This is a genomic window from Microcoleus sp. D2_18a_B4, assembly GCF_036702475.1.
Taxonomy (GTDB): domain Bacteria; phylum Cyanobacteriota; class Cyanobacteriia; order Cyanobacteriales; family Microcoleaceae; genus Microcoleus.
This window is the reverse complement of sequence record NZ_JAUBTL010000035.1, coordinates 44,558-66,461: the sequence shown is the minus strand read 5'-3', so window position 1 is coordinate 66,461 and position 21,904 is coordinate 44,558. Positions and strand designations below refer to the sequence as shown.

Here is a 21,904-nt window from a genome sequence, read left to right as displayed (position 1 = left end):
CAACTGCTTTCGTGTCAACAGACAACAGCTTTCCTGACAACAGACAACAGACAACTAACTATTAACAAATGACAACAGACTCTGGACAACAAAGAATCGGTATTTTTGACAGCGGCGTGGGCGGTTTGACTGTTTTGACCCAGTTGTACCGACAATTGCCCAACGAATCTATACTTTATTTTGGAGATACGGCGAGGCTGCCTTACGGCACTCGCACGCCGTCGGAAATTGTGGAGTTTGTCCGCGAAATTATGGCCTGGTTGGTGGAACAGGATGTGAAAATGGTCATTATGGCCTGCAACACCAGTTCTGCTTTGGCGATGGAGATGGTGCAGGCTGAATTTGATATCCCGGTGCTGGGAGTAATTCTGCCGGGGGCGCAGGCTGCGGTGCAGCAAGGCAAGCGGATCGGGGTCATCGCAACTCCTGCTACGGCTGCTAGCAATGCTTATCGAAATGCGATTTTGGAGATGGACGCTTCTTGCCTGGTGTGGCAGGTTAGCTGTCCGGCTTTTGTGCCGCTGGTGGAGCAAAACCGGATTCACGACCCTTATACTTGTGAGGTGGCTCGGGAATATTTGGCTCCTTTGATTCAGCAGCGAATCGATACGCTGATTTACGGCTGCACTCATTATCCGCTGTTGGCTCCTGTGCTTCGCTCGCTTTTGCCTGCTGGGGTGACATTGATCGATCCTGCGGTACGGGTGGTGGCTGCTGCTGCCAGAGAATTGGAGCTTTTGGGGCTGCGAAATCCTGGTACTGCGCTACCGACTCGTTTTTGCGTGAGCGGCCCCCCGCAGCAGTTCGCGGAGTTGTCGGTGCAGTGGCTCGGTTGTACTCCTGCTGTTGAGAAAATATCCCTGCCGACAGTTGTACGTAGCGAAGCGGGGCGTAAGCCATCGCCCGTATCGCTGGAATCTGCCGAATAAGCCGGAAAATTTATCCGTTAATTAAACCCCCCAAAACTCAGGTAAAGCTGGCTCTGGGGGGTTTAATTATTGCGATCGAACCTAGCAATTACACATCAATAGGTAATATTATTGAAGAAAAGCTTTGATGAACAATGCAAATAATGTCCTATATGTGCTGGAGCTATTCAGCCTTGAACCATGTCAACCTATGTATCGCAAGCAGTTTTACTTGTAGACGGCTATAACATAATTGGACTTTGGCCTCGACTCCGAGAGAAGCGCGATCGCGACGAACTCGAAACAGCACGCCGCGAGTTGATTGAGGTTTTAGTTAACTACAGCGCCGTTCAAGATTTTGAGGCTCGACTTGTATTTGACGCGCACTATCGAGATACTCCCGGCGTTAAAGAAATTATTACTAAAAATTTATCGGTGCACTACACTGACTTCGGTCAGACAGCAGATACTTATATTGAAAAATCTTGTGCTAGTTTGCGCTACGAGTTGCGATCGGTCAAAGGCAAAGGCCGCATGATTGTCGCCACCTCAGACCGAGCGCAGCAATTGACCGTAGTCGGCTACGGTGCCGAATGGATGTCCGCCGAACAACTAGCGGCTGACGTAGAATCCACCGCCCGCCGCAGCGAGCGCCGGCACAAATCCCGCAAACAAAATTCCAGTCGCTTTCTCGCCAGTTCCCTCGATCCAGAATCCCAGCAGCGCCTTGCCAAGTTGAGAATGGGGCTGCATTAGCTGCTGAAACCCGCTCGCTGTCTGATAAAAAAAAAGTTTCTCAAAGGCCTTGCCAAATCGAGTAAGTTCAGCTATTGTTAGTAAATGTGGGTAACAAAAACCCCCAATCCTCGGTAGCTCAGTGGCAGAGCGGTCGGCTGTAATGAATGCAAGCCTTTGGCATCAACCAAAAGCCCTAGTGACATAGCAGCTCTATCCGGTAACGGATACTGAAAAATCGGGTGAATTCAAGGAAACCGCAGCACTTCGGGTGGCGGCAATCTTGAGCCAAGTCTGGCGAAAGGCAGCGGTTACGATCGCAAGTAGCCGGAAAGGTGCAGAGACTAGAGATGAGGAGCCTAACCAATAAATCTCATAGCGCCCGACATCCGACGACAGATCAAAAACATGATTTGTAGGGATGATGAAATAGTCCGCCCCCTTCGGAAACGTTGGGATAAGTGTAACCGATTGGTCGTAGGTTCAAATCCTACCCGGGGAGTTAGTAAAAGTCTGAAGTTGGAATTTTCCAGCTTCAGACTTTTTGTTTTTAAGATTTTTATTTAACTATAAAAGAGAATACCCAGCTTCCCGACTTCGCAGAAGTTGTCGGGGAGCAAAAGAACAGCGCTTTACGTTTAATTAGAACGACATACTTAAGTGTGTTGTCTGTCGCCTAAACTTACGTTTTCCAGCCCTGGGCTTTCCCTTCGTTCTTGGTGACAAGGCTCAAAGCTAGAGCTAAACCTTGAAGTTATATGGATCAGTCTGTCATGTGTGCGATCGGCATCACAGAATTTGTTACAATATTGCAATCAACTTGGTGAGGTGTTCGACCGTACATGATTAAGTCGGAGTTCAAACCAGATGTTCGCCTGTCCGCACGTCCAGGCACTTTCAAAGTTTAGGCATCTCGCTATCTAAAAAATCCCATAGTCACTACTGATATTTTAAAGTATCGCAAATTACCATTTTTACAAAAAATACTTAAGTACCGACCACCCGCGCTCCGATCGATATCAAGCGCAATGTTAACCCAAAGCTTCGTCAGAGAATAAAACCCATGAATACACTTCCCGGTTACAAAATCACAGAAGTTGTTCAACTTGGTGTGAAGTCGATCATTTATCGCGCAGTCAGGGAATCCGATCGAACATCAGTCATCATTAAAACACTCAATACCGAGTACCCCACAATAGAAGAAATTACCCGGTTGAGACATGAATACAAAATTAGCTCGAATCTCCAAATCGAAGGGATTGTTAAACCCCATAGCTTAGAAAAATATAACAACAGTTTCGCTCTGATATTAGAAGATTGTGGCGGTCAATCTCTCAATCATTATCAAGCAGGTAAAAGCATTAAAATTAGGAAGTTTTTGCCGCTGGCTATTCAAGTGGCACAAACTCTCGGAAAACTGCATCAAAACCAGATTATTCATAAAGATATAAAACCCTCCAATATTATCATCACACCAGATTGGGAACAAGTAAAAATCACTGATTTTAGCATGGCAACGCGCCTATCTAGAGAGGTTCACCAAAATAGCAATACCACCGTGCTAGAAGGTACTCTAGCCTATATATCCCCAGAGCAAACTGGTCGGATGAACCGAGACCTCGACTACCGAACTGACTTGTATTCTCTAGGTATCACGTTTTATGAAATGCTGACAGGAGAGTTGCCATTTAACTCCACTGACCCCTTAGAATTAATTCACAGCCACATTGCTGTGACGCCAGTTCCTCCCGATAAGTTAAAAAAGGAAATCCCCCTGGTAGTTTCATCTATTGTCATGAAACTATTAGCTAAAAATGCCGAAGACCGATATCAAAGTGCCTTTGGAGTAAAAGCAGACCTGGAAAATTGTCTAACCCAGCTACAAACAACTGACAAAATAGTAAATTTTATTCCAGGGACAGTTGACAAATCAGGTCAATTTTTGATTCCTCAAAAACTCTATGGCCGCACACAAGAAGTGGCTGATTTGATGGCATCATTCGAGCGAGTCAGCTCCGGGAAAACAGAGATGGTGTTGGTAAGCGGTTACTCAGGCATCGGTAAAACCTCAGTTGTCAGTGAAATCCACAAACCAATTGTCAGGCAGCGGGGTTATTTTATTGCTGGCAAATTTGACCAGTTTAAGCGGGATATTCCTTATGCTGCAATAACTCAAGCCTTTGAATCATTAATGCAGCAGTTATTAACAAAAAGCTCAGAAGATTTGGCAATTTGGAAAGAAAAGCTTTTGTCAAAGCTGGGTAATAACGGTGGAATTATTATTGATGTTGTCCCTTCTGTCGAACTAATAATTGGTTCGCAGCCTGCTGTTCCCCAATTGGGGCCGACAGAATCTCAAAATCGCTTTAATCGATTGTTCAAAGAATTCTTGAAGGTGTTTGCCCAAGCAGAACACCCCTTAGTTCTCTTTCTGGATGATTTGCAGTGGGCAGATTTAGCTTCCTTAAAATTGATTCAGGAACTGGTAACAGACTTGGAGAGCAGATATTTTTTACTGATAGGAGCCTATCGAGATAACGAAGTCAATTCGACTCATCCTTTAGTTCAAACTGTCGGAAAAATTCAACAGACGGGTGCTCAGGTGCATCACATTATGCTCCCATGTTTAGAGTTGAGCAGCGTCACGCAGCTAGTACAGGATACTTTGGGTAATGAAACCGAAAAGTTAAAGTCTTTGACACAGTTAATTTTTCATAAAACTGGCGGAAATCCATTTTTCCTAACTCAACTGCTCTCAACTATTCACTCAGAACAACTGTTAGTTTTTGATTTCACTTTTGGTGCATGGCAGTGGGACATTAGGGAAATTGAAGCCGCTGGTATTGCAGATTACAGTGTGGTTGAATTAGTTGCTCGGAATCTTCAACTATTGCCGGAGGAGACGCAGCAAGTATTAAAATTAGCTGCTTGTATGGGCAACCGTTTTAGTTTAGACAATTTGGCAATTGTTACGGAAAAATCCGGCTCGGAAACGGCGGCAGATTTATGGGATGCGCTTCAAGCTGGTTTAATTCTGCCAATGAGCGATGCTTACAAAATCCCTCTGGTTGAGGAAATCGACTCCGGGCGGCCAGGGCATGGGGATGGAGTTGGGAGTCGCGCTCAATACGCAATATCTTACAGGTTTTTGCACGATCGCGTCCAGCAAGCCGCCTATTCTCTCATCCCTGACTCACAGAAAAAACAAACTCACTTAAAAATCGGCTCTCTGCTATGGCAGGGCGAGCACGGGGGCACCGCCCCTACGGCATCCGAGATAGCAGAAAATATCTTTGATATTGTCAACCAACTCAATATCGGGCGCGAATTCATCACAAATCAAGAAAAGCGAGATGAACTAGCTAACTTTAATCTTATAGCTGGCAAGAAAGCTAAGAGTTCTGCCGCCTATGAAGCAGCACTCAAATATTTTAATGCGGGTCGAGAACTTCTACCCGAACCAGCTTGGGAGAGTCACTACAATTTAATTATGGAACTTCACCTGGAAGCGCTGGAATTATCCTATATAAATACTGATTTTGAGCGAGCATTGCAGCTATCGGATCTGATTATATTGCGCGCTAAAAAATTGCTAGAAAAACTAAAAGTTTATGAACTAAAAGTAATTTATTATTTAATGCTAAATCAATTCCAAGCGTCGATAGATATAGGTCTCAAAGCTTTGAAAATGCTGGAAGTGTACATCCCGATAAATCCCCACAAAATGAATATTTCCCTGGAGCTATTTCTAACAAAACTAGCTTTAAGAAATAAGCAGATTGAGGATTTAGTGGAACTGCCGCCAATGACTGACCCTCATAAAATTGCTGCTCTACGAATTCTAACGAATATGACTCCCGCTGCTTTTGTAGTAGCACCCGATATGTTCCCACTGATCATATTTAAAATGGTTACACTTTCTCTCAAATACGGGAATGCGCCACTGTCTAGTTGCGCCTATGCAAACTATGGTGTGATCCACTGTGGGGTGTTAGGCGATATTAATTCTGGATACCGATACGGTCAAATGGCTGAGGCACTTTTAGAACGCTTCCACACCAACTTGCACAAATCTCAAGTTTCAATGCTTTTTAATGGTTTTATCCGTCACTGGTCTGAGCAGGTCAGGGAAAGTCTTATAGGTTTGCTTGAGGGTATTCAGAGCGGACTAGAAACCGGAGATGTCAGCAATGCTTGTTCTTGTGCTGGTCTTTACAGCAATTATATATTTTTGAGCGGCGAACCTCTGGACTCCGTAGCCAGTAAGCAGAGTCAATGTATTGAAATGCTGGTGAAGTACCAGAATGAATTTATGATGAATCATACCATTATAGGGGCTCAAGTTGTCTTAAATTTGCAAGGTAAAACAGCTAATCCTTGCCTGTTAGTTGGCGAGAGATTTAATGAAGAAACTATGCTGCCCGCTTTAAGGGAGAGTAAAAATAATCTGGTAATATTTTTAGGATGTTTTTTTAAATCATGGCTAAATTATCTATTTAAAGATTATGCTAAGTCTGCTGAAAATGCCATGACAGCATCAAATTACTCTGAGGCTGTGATGTCCATGATGTATGTTCCTCTGCACAATTTTTACTATTCGCTAGCCCTCTTAGCTTTGTATCCCACAGCTACAAAAATAGAACAGAAAAAATATTTAAAAAAAGTTGCGTCGCTTCAGAAAAAAATGAAGCATTGGGCTTTTCACTGCCCGCAAAATTATCAGCACAAATATGACTTAGTAGAAGCCGAGAAAGCGCGAGTATTGGGACAAGATGAAAAAGCTGCTCTGTATTACGAGCAAGCAGTGAAAGGAGCTTCGGAGAATGAATACATCCACGAAGAAGCGCTAGCCAACGAACGGGCGGCAGAATTTTATATGGCTCGCGGTCGAAACAAAGTGGCTCAGAGTTATCTGATAGATGCTTACTACGGCTATATTCATTGGGGAGCAACCGCCAAGGTCAAACATTTGGAGTCAGAGTATCCGATGTCTTTACCCCCTGCATCTGCGGCCAAATCTAGTAGCGATCGAACTATTACTAGCACTAATTATAGCACGAGTAGCAGTCAAAGCAGTTTATTGGATTTGACAACTGTTGTTAAAGCATCTCAAGCGCTAGCTAGCGAAATTGTGCTGGATAATTTGTTAGAAAAGTTAATGAAAATGGCGATCGAGAATGCTGGGGCCCAAAAAGGTTTTCTTCTGATGCCCAAGGAAGGAAAATTACGGATTAAAGCAGCGGCATCGGTGGAGTCTTCGGATGTTGCAGTTGAACAATGCCCTAGAGTATCTCCTGCAGAGGTTTTGCCAATAACCGTGATTAATTATGTTGAAAGGACGCACTCTGATGTAGTTTTAAGTCAGGCTGCTAGAGAAGGTCTATTTACAGATGACCCCTATATTAAAAGGCAGCAAGTGAAATCTGCGCTTTGTACTCCTATTCTGAATCAAAGCAAACTCCTCGGCATCCTTTATCTGGAGAATAATTTAATTAATGAAGCGTTTTCTCCAACGAGGTTGGAGGTTTTGAAAATACTTTCTTCCCAAGCTGCCATTTCTATAGAAAATGCCGTACTTGTTGCTAATTTGTCGGAGGCTAAGGAACAGTTGGAGGATTATTCGCGGACGCTGGAGGTGAGAGTAGAAGAGCGCACGCAGGAATTAAAGACTAAAGAAGCTAAGCTGCAAGAAGCTCAAAAACTGGCGCACCTCGGCAACTGGGAATTTGATTTGGAGGGGGATAAATTAACTTGGTCTGAGGAAGTATTCCGAATTTTTGGTCTTGACCCTAAACTACCAGAACCGACTATTTTAGAACACAGGAAGCAAATTCATCCAGATGACCTACAGTTGTGGTTAGAGGCAGTAGAGCAGATTAGTCGGTTAGGAAATCCTTGCGAGTTGGAATTGAGAATTTTGCGCCCTGATGGAGCTGTCAGATATATTTATGTTAAGGCGCAAGCTATTTTTGATGGCGGTAAGGTGATTAAGTTATTTGGGACGGTACAGGACATTACGGATCGCAAGTTAGCGGAGGATGCTTTGCGACTGTCTGAGGGGCAATTGAGAGAAAAAGCGACACAATTGGAAGTTACTTTGTCCGAATTACGCTCGACGCAGACTCAACTAATTCAAACTGAAAAAATGTCTTCTTTGGGGCAGTTGGTGGCGGGGGTTGCTCACGAAATTAATAATCCGATTAATTTCATTTATGGCAATGTTCTCCATGCTAACGATTATAGCTCGGATTTGCTGGGATTGATTGAGCTTTACCAGGAGTCTTATCCGAATGCTAATCCTGAGATTGTTGCTAAAACAGAAGATATTGACCTCGCTTTTATTCAAGAAGATTTGCCCAAAATTCTAAAATCAATGCAGGTTGGGGTCGATCGCGTTCGCAATATTGTGCTGTCGCTGCGGAATTTCTCACGCCTGGATGAAGCCGAGATGAAACCAGTGGATATTCACTCTGGGATTGATTCGACTCTGCTAATTTTGCAGCACAGGTTGAAAAAGGATGCAGTCGGACATGGCATTGAGGTAGTTAAAGAGTACGGTCAACTGCCGAAGGTAAATTGTTATGCTTCGGGGTTAAATCAGGTGTTTATGAATATTTTGAGCAATGCAATTGATGCAGTGGAGTTAGGAGTTGGGCGACCGGAGACAACTGCCAAACTCGAAAATCCTTTGTCTCCAATCTTTGAGCGAAAGATTGAGATTCGGACTGAGGTATGCGACCAAAACAGGGTGAGAATTTATATTGCTGATAATGGTCGGGGGATCACGGAGGAAGTACGATCGCGAATATTTGACCCTTTCTTTACTACAAAACCTGTGGGGCAAGGTACCGGTTTAGGGTTGAGTATCAGTTATCAGATTGTAGTAGAGAAACACGGCGGGAAGCTAATGTGCTTTTCCGCGCCCGGTGAAGGGGCTGAGTTTGTGATTGAAATTCCCGTGAAGCAGTGAACTTTTTTTAAGTTTTTATATAAGTTTTTTAACCGCCGATAAACGCAGATGAACGCAGATAGAATTGTATCTGCGTTCATCTGTGTTTATCGGCTGATATCGGCTGTTAAAAATTCTCAATCTAAATATTAAACATCGCGTTCTGTCCGCACCCATTTAGTTTGCCGCTTCAGGATAAAACCCAGGTACAAAGGGATTTTCCAAAGGATGTAAAAAGGTACAGATAAAAGAGTTGAGCCAGAAATATTCGCACGCCCAAATTTTGCCCAAGCGGCGACAATGGAAACTAAAATCAGCAATCCTTGTACTGCTAACAAGACGGCTGGAATTGGGGATGTTCCCAAAATTGCTGCTAGTAAAGAGGCGGCAAAAGCAGCTAGCCAGATAGCGACTAAAAGCGATAGGGGAGGGACGGATAAGTCGAGGGCGATCGCCAATAAGTCAAAACGTTTTTGCTCGACTGAAGCTGCTGTCAGCCGGGGAGTTTGAGTTAACAAGGTCTGTATGTGACCGTGTTCCCATCGGGTTCTTTGACTTGTGGCTGCTTGCTGCTGCTGTGGCAAACACCCGGTGACGTTTGCTTCGGGGCAGAATACTGTTGGATGTCCGGCGATCGCCAAATCCAAACTCATCTGCATATCTTCAACAATATTGCCGCTAGCTAGGGAAACCGATCGAATTATCGACCAGGGAAAAGCCATGCCAGTACCTGTTAGTAATGATGGGAATCCTAACTGTTTTAATCCGCTGGGACGGACTAAGTTTTTCACGAGAAAGGCTAAAGCAGAAATGGAATCTTTGGGGGTAGGATTGGGTGGCTGTTCCATTAAATAAGTTGCTTGTACGGGTCTTTGTTCGGCCATTGCCACCCGGGCTAATTTTTCTATAGAGTCTGGCTGACAGATGCAGTCTGCGTCAACCATGATTACTACTTCTGGGGGGTCTGATTCGATCGACTGCAAGCCAAAATCCAGTGCGTATCCTTTGCCCTTGCGTTGTGTGTCTTGGCGCTCGATCGCACTTGCACCGCAGTTACGAGCGATTTCTGCCGTGGCGTCCGTACAGTTGTCAGCAATCACTAACAGGCGGTCTTGAGGTGTTAGCTGTGGCAATATAGTGGAGATGGTGGCGGCAATTCCTGCTGCTTCGTTGTAAGCGGGAATTAAAACTGCTACTTTGGGGCGGGGCGCTTTAGTTTCCGCTGTCTCGCCCTGGCCGGACAAGAAAGCTGCACTGCATTCTAGAAATAGAACTGCCACGGGAATTAGAAGGATCAGGGCGATCGCCAATAGCACAACATCAATCAATAGGAACATTAGCTGATTAATTTCCACAATTCTACTACCTTAATTTAATTTAATTTCTTGCGTTCATTGAGTTTATTTAATCTTATTGCACCTTTGTTAACTCACTGCGCCACGCTATCTAAAGTATCATCATATCATGCCCGCAAAAAATCACCCTTCTCACATTTGTTGTGAGAACTTAAGTCCTCCTAAAACTACTAGGACTAGCATCCTCACTAAAAATTAATTTGATGGCGGTTGTGCGATCGCAAATAATATCATATCATGTCAATTCTGACAATGTTAAGTCACTCAATTTAATTAAACATCAAACAAGCCCAGACTGGAGAAACCCGGTTTCTAAAAGAAACCAGGTTTCTGGGTGTTCTATTTTTAATCAACTAAATACTTAGTCGATGTTTAACATCAAATCCGGTTGCATCGGAATAATAAAATCGAGTCAAAAGTTAACACTCAACCATTCAGTTTTTCGACACCGAGTCAACTGTCAACTGTCAACTGTCAACTGTCAACAATCAACTGTCAACTGTCAACTGTCAACTGTCAACTGTCAACTGTCAACTGTCAACTGTCAACAATCAACTGTCAACTGTCAAAAACCATTTCGCTCGTGCAACCGGAATTGATATAACTCATCCATCTCCTGTGGGTGGGCACTCAGGAAGGAATCTCCCAACTCAAAACTAAGTTCAAGCTACGCTGCATCGGGGATAGCAACAGGTTCAGATTTTTTGCTGGTGAACTGTGCGGGGGGTGCAAATTCTCTGAGATATCTCGAAACAGAGCGCAAATATCCCACTTCTGCTTGAATCAAATCCAGCGTAGAAAGACTCTCAACTAAGTCATCAAACTCATCTGCCGTAACTCCAGCACTGTGCAAGACTTCTTGGTTAAGCCGCCCGCAGATTCCTTGCAGGAGGAGTTCGATAATCTCGCTATAGTCAGCGATTTCCGTTCCGTAACCTTGCAATTTCTTCGGATTGATTCCCCACTGCAAAATCTTCAACAAGTCTTCAGGGGCACTCCACGCAAAAGAGGAAGCAATCACTTCTTTTTCCGCTGCGACAAGAGCGTGCTTGATTTGCACTTCGGGGAAATCTGGATCGATGATTAAGCTTTCCAGCTTCGACACTTGTTTATCTAACACGCCCAAAGAAAAAGGAGCTAATTCTACAGTCACCATGTCGCCAGTATCGTTCACACTTCTAAAAGGATCTTCCAACACATTAATTAGCAGGTGAATGTCAGTAGGCTTTTTCCAGTCAAATTGTCCAAGGAAAAAGGGTTCTTCGTATCCCGGTAAAAGTCCTTGAAAATAAATCGGCAGATTTTTGCCTGATTCAAGAATTTTATAAAGAGCTACTTCCAAAGTTTCTGTCGGCCAACCGAGATTACTTACGGCAACAAATTTCAGTTTTCCGGGAACGGACACAACCAGAGAATTCAGCAATAAATGTACGGCTTCAAAAAGATTTTGAGCAGTTACGTAGCGGTGGGGAGCGTGAACGTTGACAGTTTTACCTTGCTCTACTTTTTTGGACATTTGCTCGCAGAACAAGCTATTTTCCAACATATGAGTAAAGCGAACCATCCCGTAAGTCACATCTCCTTCTTGAGCTGCTTTGGCAAATTGCCATTCGGCAAACTTTTTCGAGGCGGCGTAAACTTCGGTTGTAAAATATCGAGATGTTTTGCCTGTGGAAGAGAAGATGCAGTGTTCTACGCCGTATTCTTCGCAGAGTTGGATGATGTGTTTACATCCTAACAGGCTGGTTGTAACTGTTTCTCGGATTTTGATTTCAGCTAGTCCGGGTTGGCGTTGGGCTGCTAGGTGAAAAACAATTTCTGGTTTTTCTACCTCAAATATGTGTTTGAGCGCGTCGAGGTTGCGAATGTCGGCGGCATAGAAAGTTACAGCACCTTCTCTGGTAAAAAGCGGTAGATTTTCTTCGGGGTTGTGACATCGGGCGTTGTCTGCGGAAATGATTTTAGTTGCGCCTAATTCGAGGAGTTTTTCGATTAAGAAACGACCGACACATCCTTCTCCACCGGTGATGAGGATGGTTTTTCCGTTGATTTGGCTGCTGACTGCGGATGCGTATAGGTGAATAGTGCGATCGCGCACGTCGCTAAAAGGTTCGCTTTCTAATTGTCCGTCGGCTTGATAGGCTGCGATTAGCTGTGCGGTGAGAGTTTGTAAGGCTGCGAGGATTTCAGGATCTTGCGGTTCCGGGGAACCGGGCGGAACTAGCTGCTGGATGCGCTCAATTATTTCCGCTTTGCTGGCACCTTCAAACAATTCTCTTTGGTTAAATGCACTCTTCACTTTTTTTGCTCCTTTAAATTCTAGAAATACGGTTGCTGATAAGCGCGTTGTTAAACAAATTTTAGAGGGACAGAATCTTTAATAGTCTGCTTAGTTTTAGGATTTTTTCGACGGAAAGCTACTTGATCGGAAAGACACGCCCTCGGCTCTGCTTGTAGTTTTATTAAGCGCTTTTTTAACCTGCTTACTTTTGCGATCGGCAAATATCGGCAAAGTCGGAATGTTCTCTGTCCAAAATTGGTCACTACAACTATATACTTAAATGGTTGAGTGTTGGCAATACTCAGAACATATCTTTACTATTTCTTTGCAATCACCTGCGAGTTTTCACGCAATTTTAAAGTTTATGTAAAGTAAGGTCTACGTTTAAAAAACTTAACAATAAACTCGACACTGATTCTAGCATTTTACTTTTTTATTAAAATGTATTTATTGTTACTAAATAAAGTTAAACTTTAAGTAAAAATACGCACAAAAGCTTTAACCGAATATTTCCGTGTGCGGAAAATCTTGTTATTTGATGGGTGGGGTAGTCCTGCAGTGCCTACCCCTGTATGTGTGCTGCTACTAGGCGCGAACGGTGCGTTCTTTTTTGCTGCCCTCAAAGCCACGAGCGTCCCCAACATCGTAGCCTCCTGTTCGCAAGCGACGGTCTAAATCGCTGGCTTCGGGAGAAGTTTTGGCTGCTTCTTCGATCGTGACTCTGCCCTCAAGCACGAGTTTGTAAAGACCCTGGTTGATAATCTGCATTCCTTCGTAAGTATCATGCTCCATTAATCGGAAAGCTTCATCATCAGCACCTTTCATCAAGTAATCGTGCATGGCAGGTGTATTCACCAAAATATCGTGAACTGCTACTCGACGGTTGTCAACAGTTGGCAGCAAAAGTTGGGCAATTACCGCTACTAAAGAATCGCAAATTTGAATCCGCATCGCCTGTTGTTCTTCGGGCGGGTAGAGGTTCAACAACCGATTAATAGCGTTAATGGCGCTGCGAGTGTGGAGAGTTCCCAATACTAAGTGACCAGTTTGAGCGGCTTGCAACGCTGTATTGATGGTAACGCGATCGCGCATTTCCCCGATCAGAATTACATCTGGATCTTCCCGCAAAACAGCGCGCAAAGCCTGCTGAAACTCGTGGGTATGCAAGCCGACTTCCCGCTGGCTGACCAAGCATTTTTTAGAAGGGTGAATGAATTCGATCGGGTCTTCAATTGTAACTACGTGCTTTTGCTCCATCTGGTTGAGGTGGTCGATCATCGCAGCTACGGTTGTCGATTTCCCCGAACCAGTCGGCCCTGTAACCAATATTAATCCCTGCGATCGCAAAATGATATTTTTGAAAACTTCTGGCAACCTCAAGGAATCGATAGTAGGTATTTCCAAACTAATCAACCGCAATACTAGGGCACCGCCGCTGAGAGAATCAAAACAGTTTAGCCGACACCGCACGAAGCCAGGGTAAAAAATTGCTGAGTCTAATTCCTTGGTAGTTGCAAATTGTTTTCGCTGTTCGGGGGTGAGAATTTCGGCTAGGTAATGTTCAAAAATTTCTGGGGTTACTTTGGGGTGGTTAGTTGCTACTTGCATCACGCCCCGAATCCGAAATCGAGGTACTTGGCCGACTCGGATGTGAATGTCGGAAGCGCTCGCTGCATGGGCATCTCTGACCATTTGTTCGATCGTACTGACGGGTGTCTCGACAGGCCGCTGCTGCTGCTGCTGCTGGGCTGCGGGGGGCGCACTCGGCGCAGGTGGAGGCGGCGCGGGAGTTGCAGCCAAGGGCGGGGGCGGGGGCGGTGTTCGTCGGCGGCCTTGAGCCTCTGGTTGAAGGGGTGTAGGATTGTTTAATGGGTTCATTTTTTGGTCTCCAGTCAGTCTATTTTAGATTTTAGATTTTAGATTTTAGATTTACTCCACAGATTAATCTGGGAGCAGGAACTAGAGTCTAAAATTTGGGGATCGACCCTGACTGAGTGTCGGGGGCTTGTATCCGTTTTTTGGGGGGTCAATGTAGATTTATTGCGAAAAAATGCCCGATTTCTAATTTTATCGCTCGCAGCTAATTCGGTGTTAAATGCTGAGAATATTTTACAATTAGGCTGGATGGGGCGATCGAGTAATTAACAATTTCAACTCCTATGAACATCGGTCACAAAATCGCCGACTGGCTCGAAAATCGCGCTGTTACCCCTGCCTACGCGGGTTGGCTGCTGTCGGGGATGACGGTTTTCTTTTTTGGGTCAGCGACTAATACAATGTCTGGGTGGCTGTACGTGCTCAGCGGTGGGGGTTTGGCGCTGTTGGGAGTAGCGGCGGTTTTGCCGGGAAAATCGCTCCGTTCGCTGGAAGTCCGTCGCCGCCCGATCGAACCGGTGAGTGCGGGCGATCAAATCACCGTTGAACTAGAAATCGAAAATCGCGCCCGCCAACCTAAGACTCTGTTGCAAGTGATAGACATCTTGCCGTTTGTATTGGGAGAACCGGTTATCCGCCCGATCGAAGTTATAGAGCCTAACAGTATATACAGGGATACATACTATCTGGAAATCCGGCAGCGCGGCGTCTATCGGTGGCAAGAGGTAAACTTGAGGACGGCGGCACCTTTAGGGTTGTTTTGGTGCCGACGCAGCCGCCCAGTCAAAGCGGTGGCGGTTGTGTATCCACAAGTTTTGCCGTTGAGCACTTGTCCTTTGATCGATCGCATCGGTCAAGAAGACAGCCCGCAATTTTACAATCGCAGTCGATCGCAAACTGCTACCGAAGGCCTCACCCGCAACCTGAGACCTTACCGCCACGGAGACCCCACCCGCCTGATTCACTGGCGCACCAGCGCCCGCTACGGAGAACTGCGGGTGAGAGAGTTAGAAGTTGCAGCCGGCGGTCAAGAAATTATTATTGCTCTCGACAGCGCTGCGGCGTGGCAGCCAGAAGAATTTGAACGAGCCGTGACAGTAGCTGCGTCTCTTTACTTCTATGCTAGCAAGCGCCTGTTAAACGTCAAACTTTGGACTGCCGGGACTGGACTCGTATCGGGGAACCGGGTAGTTTTGGAAACTTTAGCGGCGGTTAATGCTGGGGAAGATGCGATCGATAATCGGTCGAAACTGCCGATAATTTGGCTGACTCAAAACTCTGCAACTTTAAGCACTCTTTCCCCGGGCAGCCGCTGGGTGCTCTGGCCGTCGGCAACTGCTGAAACAGGCGACAAAACTTTAGTCAAACACGATTTACCGGGTTTGAAAATTCGCTCTGACCGACCGTTAGAACTTCAGTTACAAGATACTCTGGAAAGAGCGATTAATTATTAAGTAAGATAGACCACGAAAAAACCTGTGAAAGAGCGATTAGTTATGAAGATAGACTTGATTAATCTAAAAACTAAAGAACCATGATACACTACAGGAGTGTAATTCATCAACTTAAGGATCTTACATGGCCTGGCAATTGCTTGGCAAGTTAAGAGCAGCTTAGATTACTGTGACTCCGGTCATAAACATCATATCTCATTCACCAAACAGGAGAAAAAATGACTTTCTGGGAGAAATTAAAGCAGAACGTATCACAAATCAATGATTCTCTGCAAACCAATATTTCCAAGTTTAAAAACAATGATTTTGCTGATGCCTCAATGGCAATATGTGCATTGATTGCTGCTGCTGATGGCACTATCAATACCGAGGAAAGACAAAAAACGGCTGCTCTAATAATTTCCAATAAAACACTCCAAATTTTTCCGGCGTCGGAGTTGAAGCAAAAATTTGATTTTTATTGTGAGAAGCTATCACAAGACTTCGATTTTGGTAAAATTGAGGCTATCCAAGCGATAGGGAAACTTAATAAAAAACTAGACCAAGGTCGTGCAGTTATCCAAATTGGCATTATTATCGGTGGTGCGGATGGTAATTTTGACAAAGATGAAAAGAAGGTTGTCAAAGAAGCTTGCCATGCTGTGGGCATTAATCCTGGGGAATTCGATCTCTAAATTCAGCTATTTTATGGTTGGTTCTAGCCAATCAATTATTCAAGGCTTTATATCTGCGAATAGCATTGTTCATTGAGTTTATTTGCTCTGCGTGAAATGAGGGAGGCATTAAGCTATGAACAGTATGAAGGAGTCCATTGTGCATGACATCGGTCGGAAGTGCAGAATGATCGAGTCCTAGTGTATGTCCTATTTCATGGGCAATGGTATTTGCAATTAAGTTAGATAGTTGATTGAGACTAAGGCTGGCATTGTAAGAAGCATAGAATACTTGATCAATCCGAATAATCGCCCGATCTGTAACCATTCCCGATTTGAAGCTAGCCACGCCGAGATAGTCAACCGGCTGGCTATCAACGAATATATAAACATGGGTAAAATCTTCGCCCCACTCTTTGGGATCGGGGGTATCGGAGGTCAAAAATACCTTGACGCTTCTAAATGCGCCGTAGAGTTTGGAGAAAGCGTCCATCAGTAGGGAAAAGATCGCTTCTTTATTTTCGGGTGCGACATCCATTCCTGATACATCTACCCAAATACAACGGCGAAAATCGCTATCCTTATCAATTAGAACTCTTCCACAGGAAGGGCAAAACTCCCACTGAGGCTGGATACGGGAACGACAGCCGTGACAGCGGAGTTTGGGGGTTCTAGTCAGGTTTAGCCGTTGAGAGAGGGGGAGTTTTAGCTTGCGATTGTGTTTGGTTAAGTCTAGGCGATCGTACAGCGACATTGACTGAGTGTAGGAATTTTTTCTCGTAACATAACGTATTTTTCATCTCATGTAAATTACGCTGATTACTTCAGGTATTTAAACAAAACAAAGGGTATTCATCGTTGTAGTCCACTTCTGATTCTAGGAAGTAAGGAGCATCTATGTACCGAAGGAGTTGTTAAGCATAGGTTTTCACAAGTTCCTGTAACCCATTAACCTTAACACCGTTACCGATGGCTGCCATTTTCCACTCATCATTATGCTTGTAGATTTCTGCCATCAGCATCCCCGTCATGCCTTTGTATTCAGAACCTGATAGGTTATATTTTGCGAGTTCTTGATTATTAGACGTATTAACCAAACGCACAAACGCATTTTGAACTTGTCCGAAGTCTTGCTTACGTGCCGTGCAATCGTAAATGTTAACTGTGAAAACCAGTTTTACAATTTCCGAAGGCATCCGAGATAAATCGATGAGTATTTGCTCGTCATCCCCGTCTCCCGCCCCTGTGCGATTATCACCTAGATGCGTAATAGCTCCTGAACGGTGGGAGAGATTGCTAAAATAAATGATGTTGGCATTATTATTCACTTTGCCATTTTGATCTAAACAAATCACTGAGGCATCCAAGTCATAATCTGGAGCACTGCTAAAAGCCCCAAACAAACCTCCACCGGAGCGTTTCGCCACATCCCACCCTAATCCGCACATCAGTTTTGTTAGCCCTGGCGCTTCTTTGGAAAGCGAGATGCGCTGTCCTTTTTGTAGGTTAATTCCCATGTGTTTTACCTTTTTATATCAAATCCGGTTGTATCGGAATTGTATGGACGGGGCGGGTTTATGAGATTGTTGGTTTTAGCCAAATATTGTCGGTGAACCCGCCCCTACGGAAGTCGATCGGATATAATTCCAAATTAAACGGAAATGATATTAGCTATAGCGATCGAGTAATGCTTGCAAACCACCTTGATAACCTGATCCCACTGCATTGAGACGCCACTCGCCGTCTTTCCGGTAGAGTTCAGCCATGATCAGTGCTGTCTCTATGGAATAATCTTCTACCAAGTCATAGCGAACAGCTTCCTGTTGTGTTTGGGCATTAACGATCCGCACGAAGGCATTTTGCACCTGACCAAAATTTTGACGGCGTTGCTGTGCTTCATGGATGGTTACAGTTACAAGAATTTTTTGGACATCATTAGGCACTTTTTTGAGGTTGATTTTGATAACTTCATCATCCCCCTCGCCGGCCCCCGTGAGATTATCTCCCAGGTGCTGCACTGATTTGTCGGGATCTGGACTTGTGAGATTGTTGTAAAAAATGAAGTGGTTGTCAGAAATTAATTTTTCGTTAGCACCTAAAAGGAACAATGATGAGTCTAGGTCAAAGTCAGAGCCCGTGTCTGTAGCTTTAACGTCCCATCCCAGTCCTATGAATACTTCTGAGAGACCGGGTGAAATTTTCTCAAGCGATACCCGTTGTCCTTTGTTCAGAGATACTGCCATGATTCAATCTTCCTCTTTATTAGAATTAGAAGTGGTTATGGAGGGAGGCGCGGACTGGAAAACTTTATTAAGTTTTTGCTGGAAATAGTTGGAGAATTTTAAATCTTAAATAATAAGAATATTAGCTAACTGTGCCGATGTCAATAGGGGTTACAACTCTTAATTTTTTTTTTGTCTGAGTACAAAGCAATCATGCCCTGCCTCCCACAGTTGTGTAATCTCAGCTTGGGTTATTGTGCTTGTGTATTTTGACAAACTCTCGGAACTTCGCCGTGTTTTGTGATGCAAGTGACCATTACCAGGCCGTTTCCACAAGGCCCTCCGCTGGAAAGCCTCCTGTGTTGCAATACCATCGACTTGTGGCGTCGATGGTGTTGCGACGGATTCCAAACTCTGGAGCAACTTCGATTTTCTTTATGCCATTTAACTCGATCGCTCGGATGACCTGATGAAAGACGTATAAATGTACAGTTGGGGCCCCAAAGTCTGCGCGATCGCTCTGCAAAACTGGCCACTAATTTTAGTCTATTTTCTAACCGACGAAAGCGGTTGCTATAGTTTAATTTAAATGCCGATCGGCTCGAATCGAACTCTTTGCCTGACAATAAAAGCTCAATCCCTATCACTCCGTAGTGTCGGGGAGAATTTCGACTACATACTCCGGTACATATTCGGGTCGATTCTCTGGCCGATTCGGGGGCAAATTATCGGGCAAATTATCGGGCAAATTATCGGGCAAATTATCGGGCAAATTCCTCGGTGGATGTTCGAGTCTGACTCGCCGGATCGGGAGATTTGCAATTAGTGCTGTGGCCCGCTGGTCGCTCTCCAGCGAGAACTCAGACCCGGTGGTATCGATTTCCACGTAGCGAGATACCACCTCTAGAATTTCTCGGCGCATCGACTCAACCATTTCTGGGCTGAGTTCTGAGCGATCGTGGGCTAGAACCAGTTTGAGGCGCCGTTTTACCTCGTCGCGGCTGTTGTCAGGGGTGCGCGGGAAAAGTCGTTCGAGAAGTGTGTGTATCATGGGTCGGGCTGGTTTGTCAAGGGTTAGGCATAGAAAAGGTCATACCATTTTCGATTTTCGATTTTCGATTTTCGATGGGGGAATCAGTGATTCCCGTCAGGTTGGGAGCTGGTCTACAGTTTCATTCTTTTTGGGAACTGGTGTCACTGGGGGAAAATTTGGGCTAGTTTTTGTGATGCGGTCGATTTTCGATTTTCGATTTTCGATGGGGGAATCAGTGATTCCCGTCAGGTTTGAAGCTGGTCTACATTTTCATTCTTTTTGGGAACTGGTGTCACTGGGGGAAAATTTGGGCTAGTTTTTGTGATGCGGTCGCTGCTGTTAAAGATCGATCGCCAATAACCACATCACATAATTTTAGTATTTAAGAACTTGCGGAGGCGAGTAAAGAAGTTTTCGGGACGGGGATTTAGATCGAGAAATTCAACTTTTTCGCCTTCTAAGCGGCGGGCAATATTGTCGAAGGCTGTTCCAGCTAAAGAGGCCGTTTCCGACAATACTAATGGTTCGCCTCGGTTGGTGGAAACGATGACGCGCTCGTCGTCGGGAACGACGCCTAACAGCGAAATGGCGAGGATTTCCCGCACGTCTTGCACCGACATCATATCATTTGCCAGCACCATTGCGGGTCTGATCCGGTTGACGATCAGGTTGATTTTCTTGACGTTGTTGGCTTCCAGCAGCCCGATGACTCGATCGGCATCGCGGACAGCAGCGATTTCGGGAGTGGTGACAATGATGCCTTCTTGAGCCGGGGCGATCGCATTTTGAAAGCCTTGTTCAATTCCAGCAGGAGAGTCGATCAAAATATAGTCATATTTTGGTCCCAACATCCCCACAAGCTGCTTCATCTGCTCGGCGCTGATGGCATCTTTCATCCGAGTTTGGGCAGCCGGCAACAGCACCAAGCGCGGCTGCCGCTTATCTTTCACCAAAGCTTGCTCTAATCGGCACTCTCCAGCGAGAACTTCTAATGCCGTGTAAACAATCCGATTTTCTAAGCCCAGCAGCAAGTCCAAATTTCTGAGACCGAAATCGGCATCAATTACAGCAACGTTGCGTCCCCGCTTAGCTAAAGCCATGCCGAGATTGGCTGTGGAGGTGGTTTTTCCTACCCCGCCCTTCCCTGATGTAACAACAATAATGCGAGCCATAAGCGATTTTTAGATTAGTTATTGCTAATTGGTAATTGGTAATTGGTAATTGCTAATTGCTAATTGGTAATTGCTAATTGCTAATTGGTAACAACTAACAAATGCCAACTAACAACTGTCAACTGTCAACTGCCAACTGTCAACTGTCAACTGTCAACTGTCAACTGTCAACTATCAACTGTCAACTGTCAACTAACCATTACCCCCGACTAACTGCGATTTGTCAAAATCAGAGGCTCTACCGATCCGAATCCCTTGAGGAGTCACATAGGCGACTTCCGGGAAAAACTGAGCGGGTGAGGTTTCTGGGCCTCTGGCAACATACTTAGCAATCCTAATCACCATCGGTTCCATCTGCAAGGTCATAATCACGCTTTTGGTATTGCCACCGGCACCGGCGTGCACGACTCCCCGCAAACGGCCCCAAACTAGGATATCGCCTCCGGCGATGACTGAGCCGCCGGGATTTACGTCTCCCAAAACTACGACGGTGCCTGGATGGCGAATTTCTACGCCCGATCGCACTGTCATCTGCAAATATAAAGGTTCCGCCAGCGATTGCGGTTTTTCGGCAGTGGCTTTATTGAGGGAAGAAACCGGAGGCTGCTGTTCTACACAATAGCCTGCTGTAGCTGCGGCAACGGCGGTTTGGCGGCGACTGGTGTGGACTCGTTTGAGTTGCAGTTCCACTTCGGAGAGGGCATCGGCGATTTCTTGCAGTTGGCGGATATCTAAAAGTCGATCGTTCGCCATCAATTGTACTTCGGCATTTGCCTGCCAAAAGCGTTCTCCTGCATTCAGTCTGACTTTTAGCTGCTGCCAAAGTTCAGTCCAAGTCGAGGCGGAGGCTGTTGCGGGTTCGCTATTGGTTTCTGGGGGGAGTAGCAACAGTAGCTGTCCATCTTCGGTTTTGAGTCGGACTTGCAGCTCCAAGCTGACTTCGGGTGTTGATTGAGTGGCAGGGGCGGAAGTGGCTCCGGCGGTGGCATCGGGTGTCATGGACAGGTCTGAGTTCAGGTAGGGACAGGTTAACATCAATATTAGCCTGAGTGGTCATTAGTCATTAGTCATTAGTCATTAGTCATTAGTCATTAGCCGGGCACTCCGCGCGCACTTTAGACAATTATAGGACTTACGCATGGGGGTCGAGAAACCGGGTTTTTTTACAAAAATACTTCGTGGCAACCGGCAGATTCGGTAAAAAACCCGGTTTCTTCTATCGGTGCATAAATCCTGAATTACTCATTACCAATTCCCCATTACCAAT

14 protein-coding genes are annotated in these 21,904 nt (G+C 45.1%); 5 read left to right on the top strand and 9 right to left on the bottom strand.

Annotation, left to right across the window (positions count from 1 at the left end; all coding sequences use genetic code 11):
- Positions 1–68: 68 nt before the first annotated feature.
- The 3 genes from murI (at position 69) to QUB04_RS19795 (ending at position 8,613) form a co-directional block, all read left to right on the top strand.
- The gene (murI, locus tag QUB04_RS19805; protein ID WP_333286930.1) at positions 69–929 is read left to right on the top strand and encodes a glutamate racemase; all 861 of its coding nucleotides are present in this window, start codon (positions 69–71) and stop codon (positions 927–929) included.
- A 180-nt stretch (positions 930–1,109) separates the two neighbouring features.
- Complete coding sequence (locus QUB04_RS19800; protein ID WP_333286928.1) at positions 1,110–1,664, top strand: NYN domain-containing protein; 555 nt, start codon at positions 1,110–1,112, stop codon at positions 1,662–1,664.
- Positions 1,665–2,706: 1,042 nt separating this feature from the next.
- The gene (locus QUB04_RS19795; protein WP_333286926.1) at positions 2,707–8,613 is read left to right on the top strand and encodes an AAA family ATPase; all 5,907 of its coding nucleotides are present in this window, start codon (positions 2,707–2,709) and stop codon (positions 8,611–8,613) included.
- 128 nt (positions 8,614–8,741) lie between these two features.
- On the opposite strand, the gene QUB04_RS19790 is transcribed toward QUB04_RS19795, so the two are convergent.
- From QUB04_RS19790 to QUB04_RS19780, 3 genes are all read right to left on the bottom strand, one after another.
- Positions 8,742–9,929, bottom strand: a complete 1,188-nt coding sequence (locus QUB04_RS19790) for a glycosyltransferase family 2 protein (RefSeq protein ID WP_333286924.1) — start codon at positions 9,927–9,929, stop codon at positions 8,742–8,744.
- A 685-nt stretch (positions 9,930–10,614) separates the two neighbouring features.
- Entirely contained in the window at positions 10,615–12,246 is a 1,632-nt protein-coding gene (locus tag QUB04_RS19785; protein ID WP_333286922.1) for a polysaccharide biosynthesis protein, read from the bottom strand.
- A 567-nt stretch (positions 12,247–12,813) separates the two neighbouring features.
- Positions 12,814–14,106: a PilT/PilU family type 4a pilus ATPase gene (locus tag QUB04_RS19780; RefSeq protein WP_333286920.1), complete on the bottom strand. Its 1,293-nt coding sequence runs from the start codon at positions 14,104–14,106 to the stop codon at positions 12,814–12,816.
- A gap of 281 nt (positions 14,107–14,387) precedes the next feature.
- On the opposite strand from QUB04_RS19780, the gene QUB04_RS19775 reads away from it, so the two are divergent.
- Together QUB04_RS19775 and QUB04_RS19770 are read left to right on the top strand one after the other, a co-directional pair.
- Positions 14,388–15,557 (top strand): DUF58 domain-containing protein, encoded by a 1,170-nt coding sequence (locus QUB04_RS19775; protein ID WP_333286918.1) that lies wholly within the window; start codon positions 14,388–14,390, stop codon positions 15,555–15,557.
- Positions 15,558–15,775: 218 nt separating this feature from the next.
- On the top strand, positions 15,776–16,231 hold the full coding sequence (locus tag QUB04_RS19770; RefSeq protein ID WP_190657273.1) for a TerB family tellurite resistance protein: 456 nt from the start codon (positions 15,776–15,778) through the stop codon (positions 16,229–16,231).
- A gap of 31 nt (positions 16,232–16,262) precedes the next feature.
- Here QUB04_RS19770 and QUB04_RS19765 read toward each other — a convergent pair whose 3' ends face one another.
- The 6 genes from QUB04_RS19765 to minC form a co-directional block, all read right to left on the bottom strand.
- A complete protein-coding gene (locus QUB04_RS19765; protein ID WP_333286916.1) occupies positions 16,263–16,748 on the bottom strand; it encodes a zinc-dependent metalloprotease family protein in 486 nt (161 codons plus the stop codon).
- Positions 16,749–17,124: 376 nt separating this feature from the next.
- Positions 17,125–17,727, bottom strand: coding sequence for a TerD family protein (locus QUB04_RS19760; protein WP_333286914.1), 603 nt, complete (start codon positions 17,725–17,727; stop codon positions 17,125–17,127).
- Positions 17,728–17,877: 150 nt separating this feature from the next.
- Positions 17,878–18,453 carry a TerD family protein gene (locus QUB04_RS19755; RefSeq protein WP_333147677.1) on the bottom strand — a complete coding sequence of 192 codons (576 nt, stop codon included), beginning with the start codon at positions 18,451–18,453 and terminating at the stop codon, positions 17,878–17,880.
- 622 nt (positions 18,454–19,075) lie between these two features.
- Complete coding sequence (minE, locus tag QUB04_RS32560; protein ID WP_445301074.1) at positions 19,076–19,483, bottom strand: cell division topological specificity factor MinE; 408 nt, start codon at positions 19,481–19,483, stop codon at positions 19,076–19,078.
- Positions 19,484–19,830: 347 nt separating this feature from the next.
- Complete coding sequence (gene minD / locus QUB04_RS19745) at positions 19,831–20,637, bottom strand: septum site-determining protein MinD (RefSeq protein WP_333103449.1); 807 nt, start codon at positions 20,635–20,637, stop codon at positions 19,831–19,833.
- A 192-nt stretch (positions 20,638–20,829) separates the two neighbouring features.
- Complete coding sequence (gene minC, locus QUB04_RS19740) at positions 20,830–21,636, bottom strand: septum site-determining protein MinC (RefSeq protein WP_333286912.1); 807 nt, start codon at positions 21,634–21,636, stop codon at positions 20,830–20,832.
- Positions 21,637–21,904 lie beyond the last annotated feature (268 nt).

Excerpts from the sequence above, each read along its gene's own strand:
- murI (WP_333286930.1), top strand. The coding sequence starts at position 69 with ATGACAACAGACTCTGGACAACAAAGAATCGGTATTTTTGACAGCGGC.
- QUB04_RS19800 (WP_333286928.1), top strand. The coding sequence starts at position 1,110 with ATGTCAACCTATGTATCGCAAGCAGTTTTACTTGTAGACGGCTATAAC.
- QUB04_RS19795 (WP_333286926.1), top strand. The coding sequence starts at position 2,707 with ATGAATACACTTCCCGGTTACAAAATCACAGAAGTTGTTCAACTTGGT.
- QUB04_RS19790 (WP_333286924.1), bottom strand. The coding sequence starts at position 9,929 with ATGTTCCTATTGATTGATGTTGTGCTATTGGCGATCGCCCTGATCCTT.
- QUB04_RS19780 (WP_333286920.1), bottom strand. The coding sequence starts at position 14,106 with ATGAACCCATTAAACAATCCTACACCCCTTCAACCAGAGGCTCAAGGC.
- QUB04_RS19775 (WP_333286918.1), top strand. The coding sequence starts at position 14,388 with ATGAACATCGGTCACAAAATCGCCGACTGGCTCGAAAATCGCGCTGTT.
- QUB04_RS19770 (WP_190657273.1), top strand. The coding sequence starts at position 15,776 with ATGACTTTCTGGGAGAAATTAAAGCAGAACGTATCACAAATCAATGAT.
- QUB04_RS19765 (WP_333286916.1), bottom strand. The coding sequence starts at position 16,748 with ATGGATGTCGCACCCGAAAATAAAGAAGCGATCTTTTCCCTACTGATG.
- QUB04_RS19760 (WP_333286914.1), bottom strand. The coding sequence starts at position 17,727 with ATGGGAATTAACCTACAAAAAGGACAGCGCATCTCGCTTTCCAAAGAA.
- QUB04_RS19755 (WP_333147677.1), bottom strand. The coding sequence starts at position 18,453 with ATGGCAGTATCTCTGAACAAAGGACAACGGGTATCGCTTGAGAAAATT.
- minE (WP_445301074.1), bottom strand. The coding sequence starts at position 19,483 with ATGATACACACACTTCTCGAACGACTTTTCCCGCGCACCCCTGACAAC.
- minD (WP_333103449.1), bottom strand. The coding sequence starts at position 20,637 with ATGGCTCGCATTATTGTTGTTACATCAGGGAAGGGCGGGGTAGGAAAA.
- minC (WP_333286912.1), bottom strand. The coding sequence starts at position 21,636 with ATGACACCCGATGCCACCGCCGGAGCCACTTCCGCCCCTGCCACTCAA.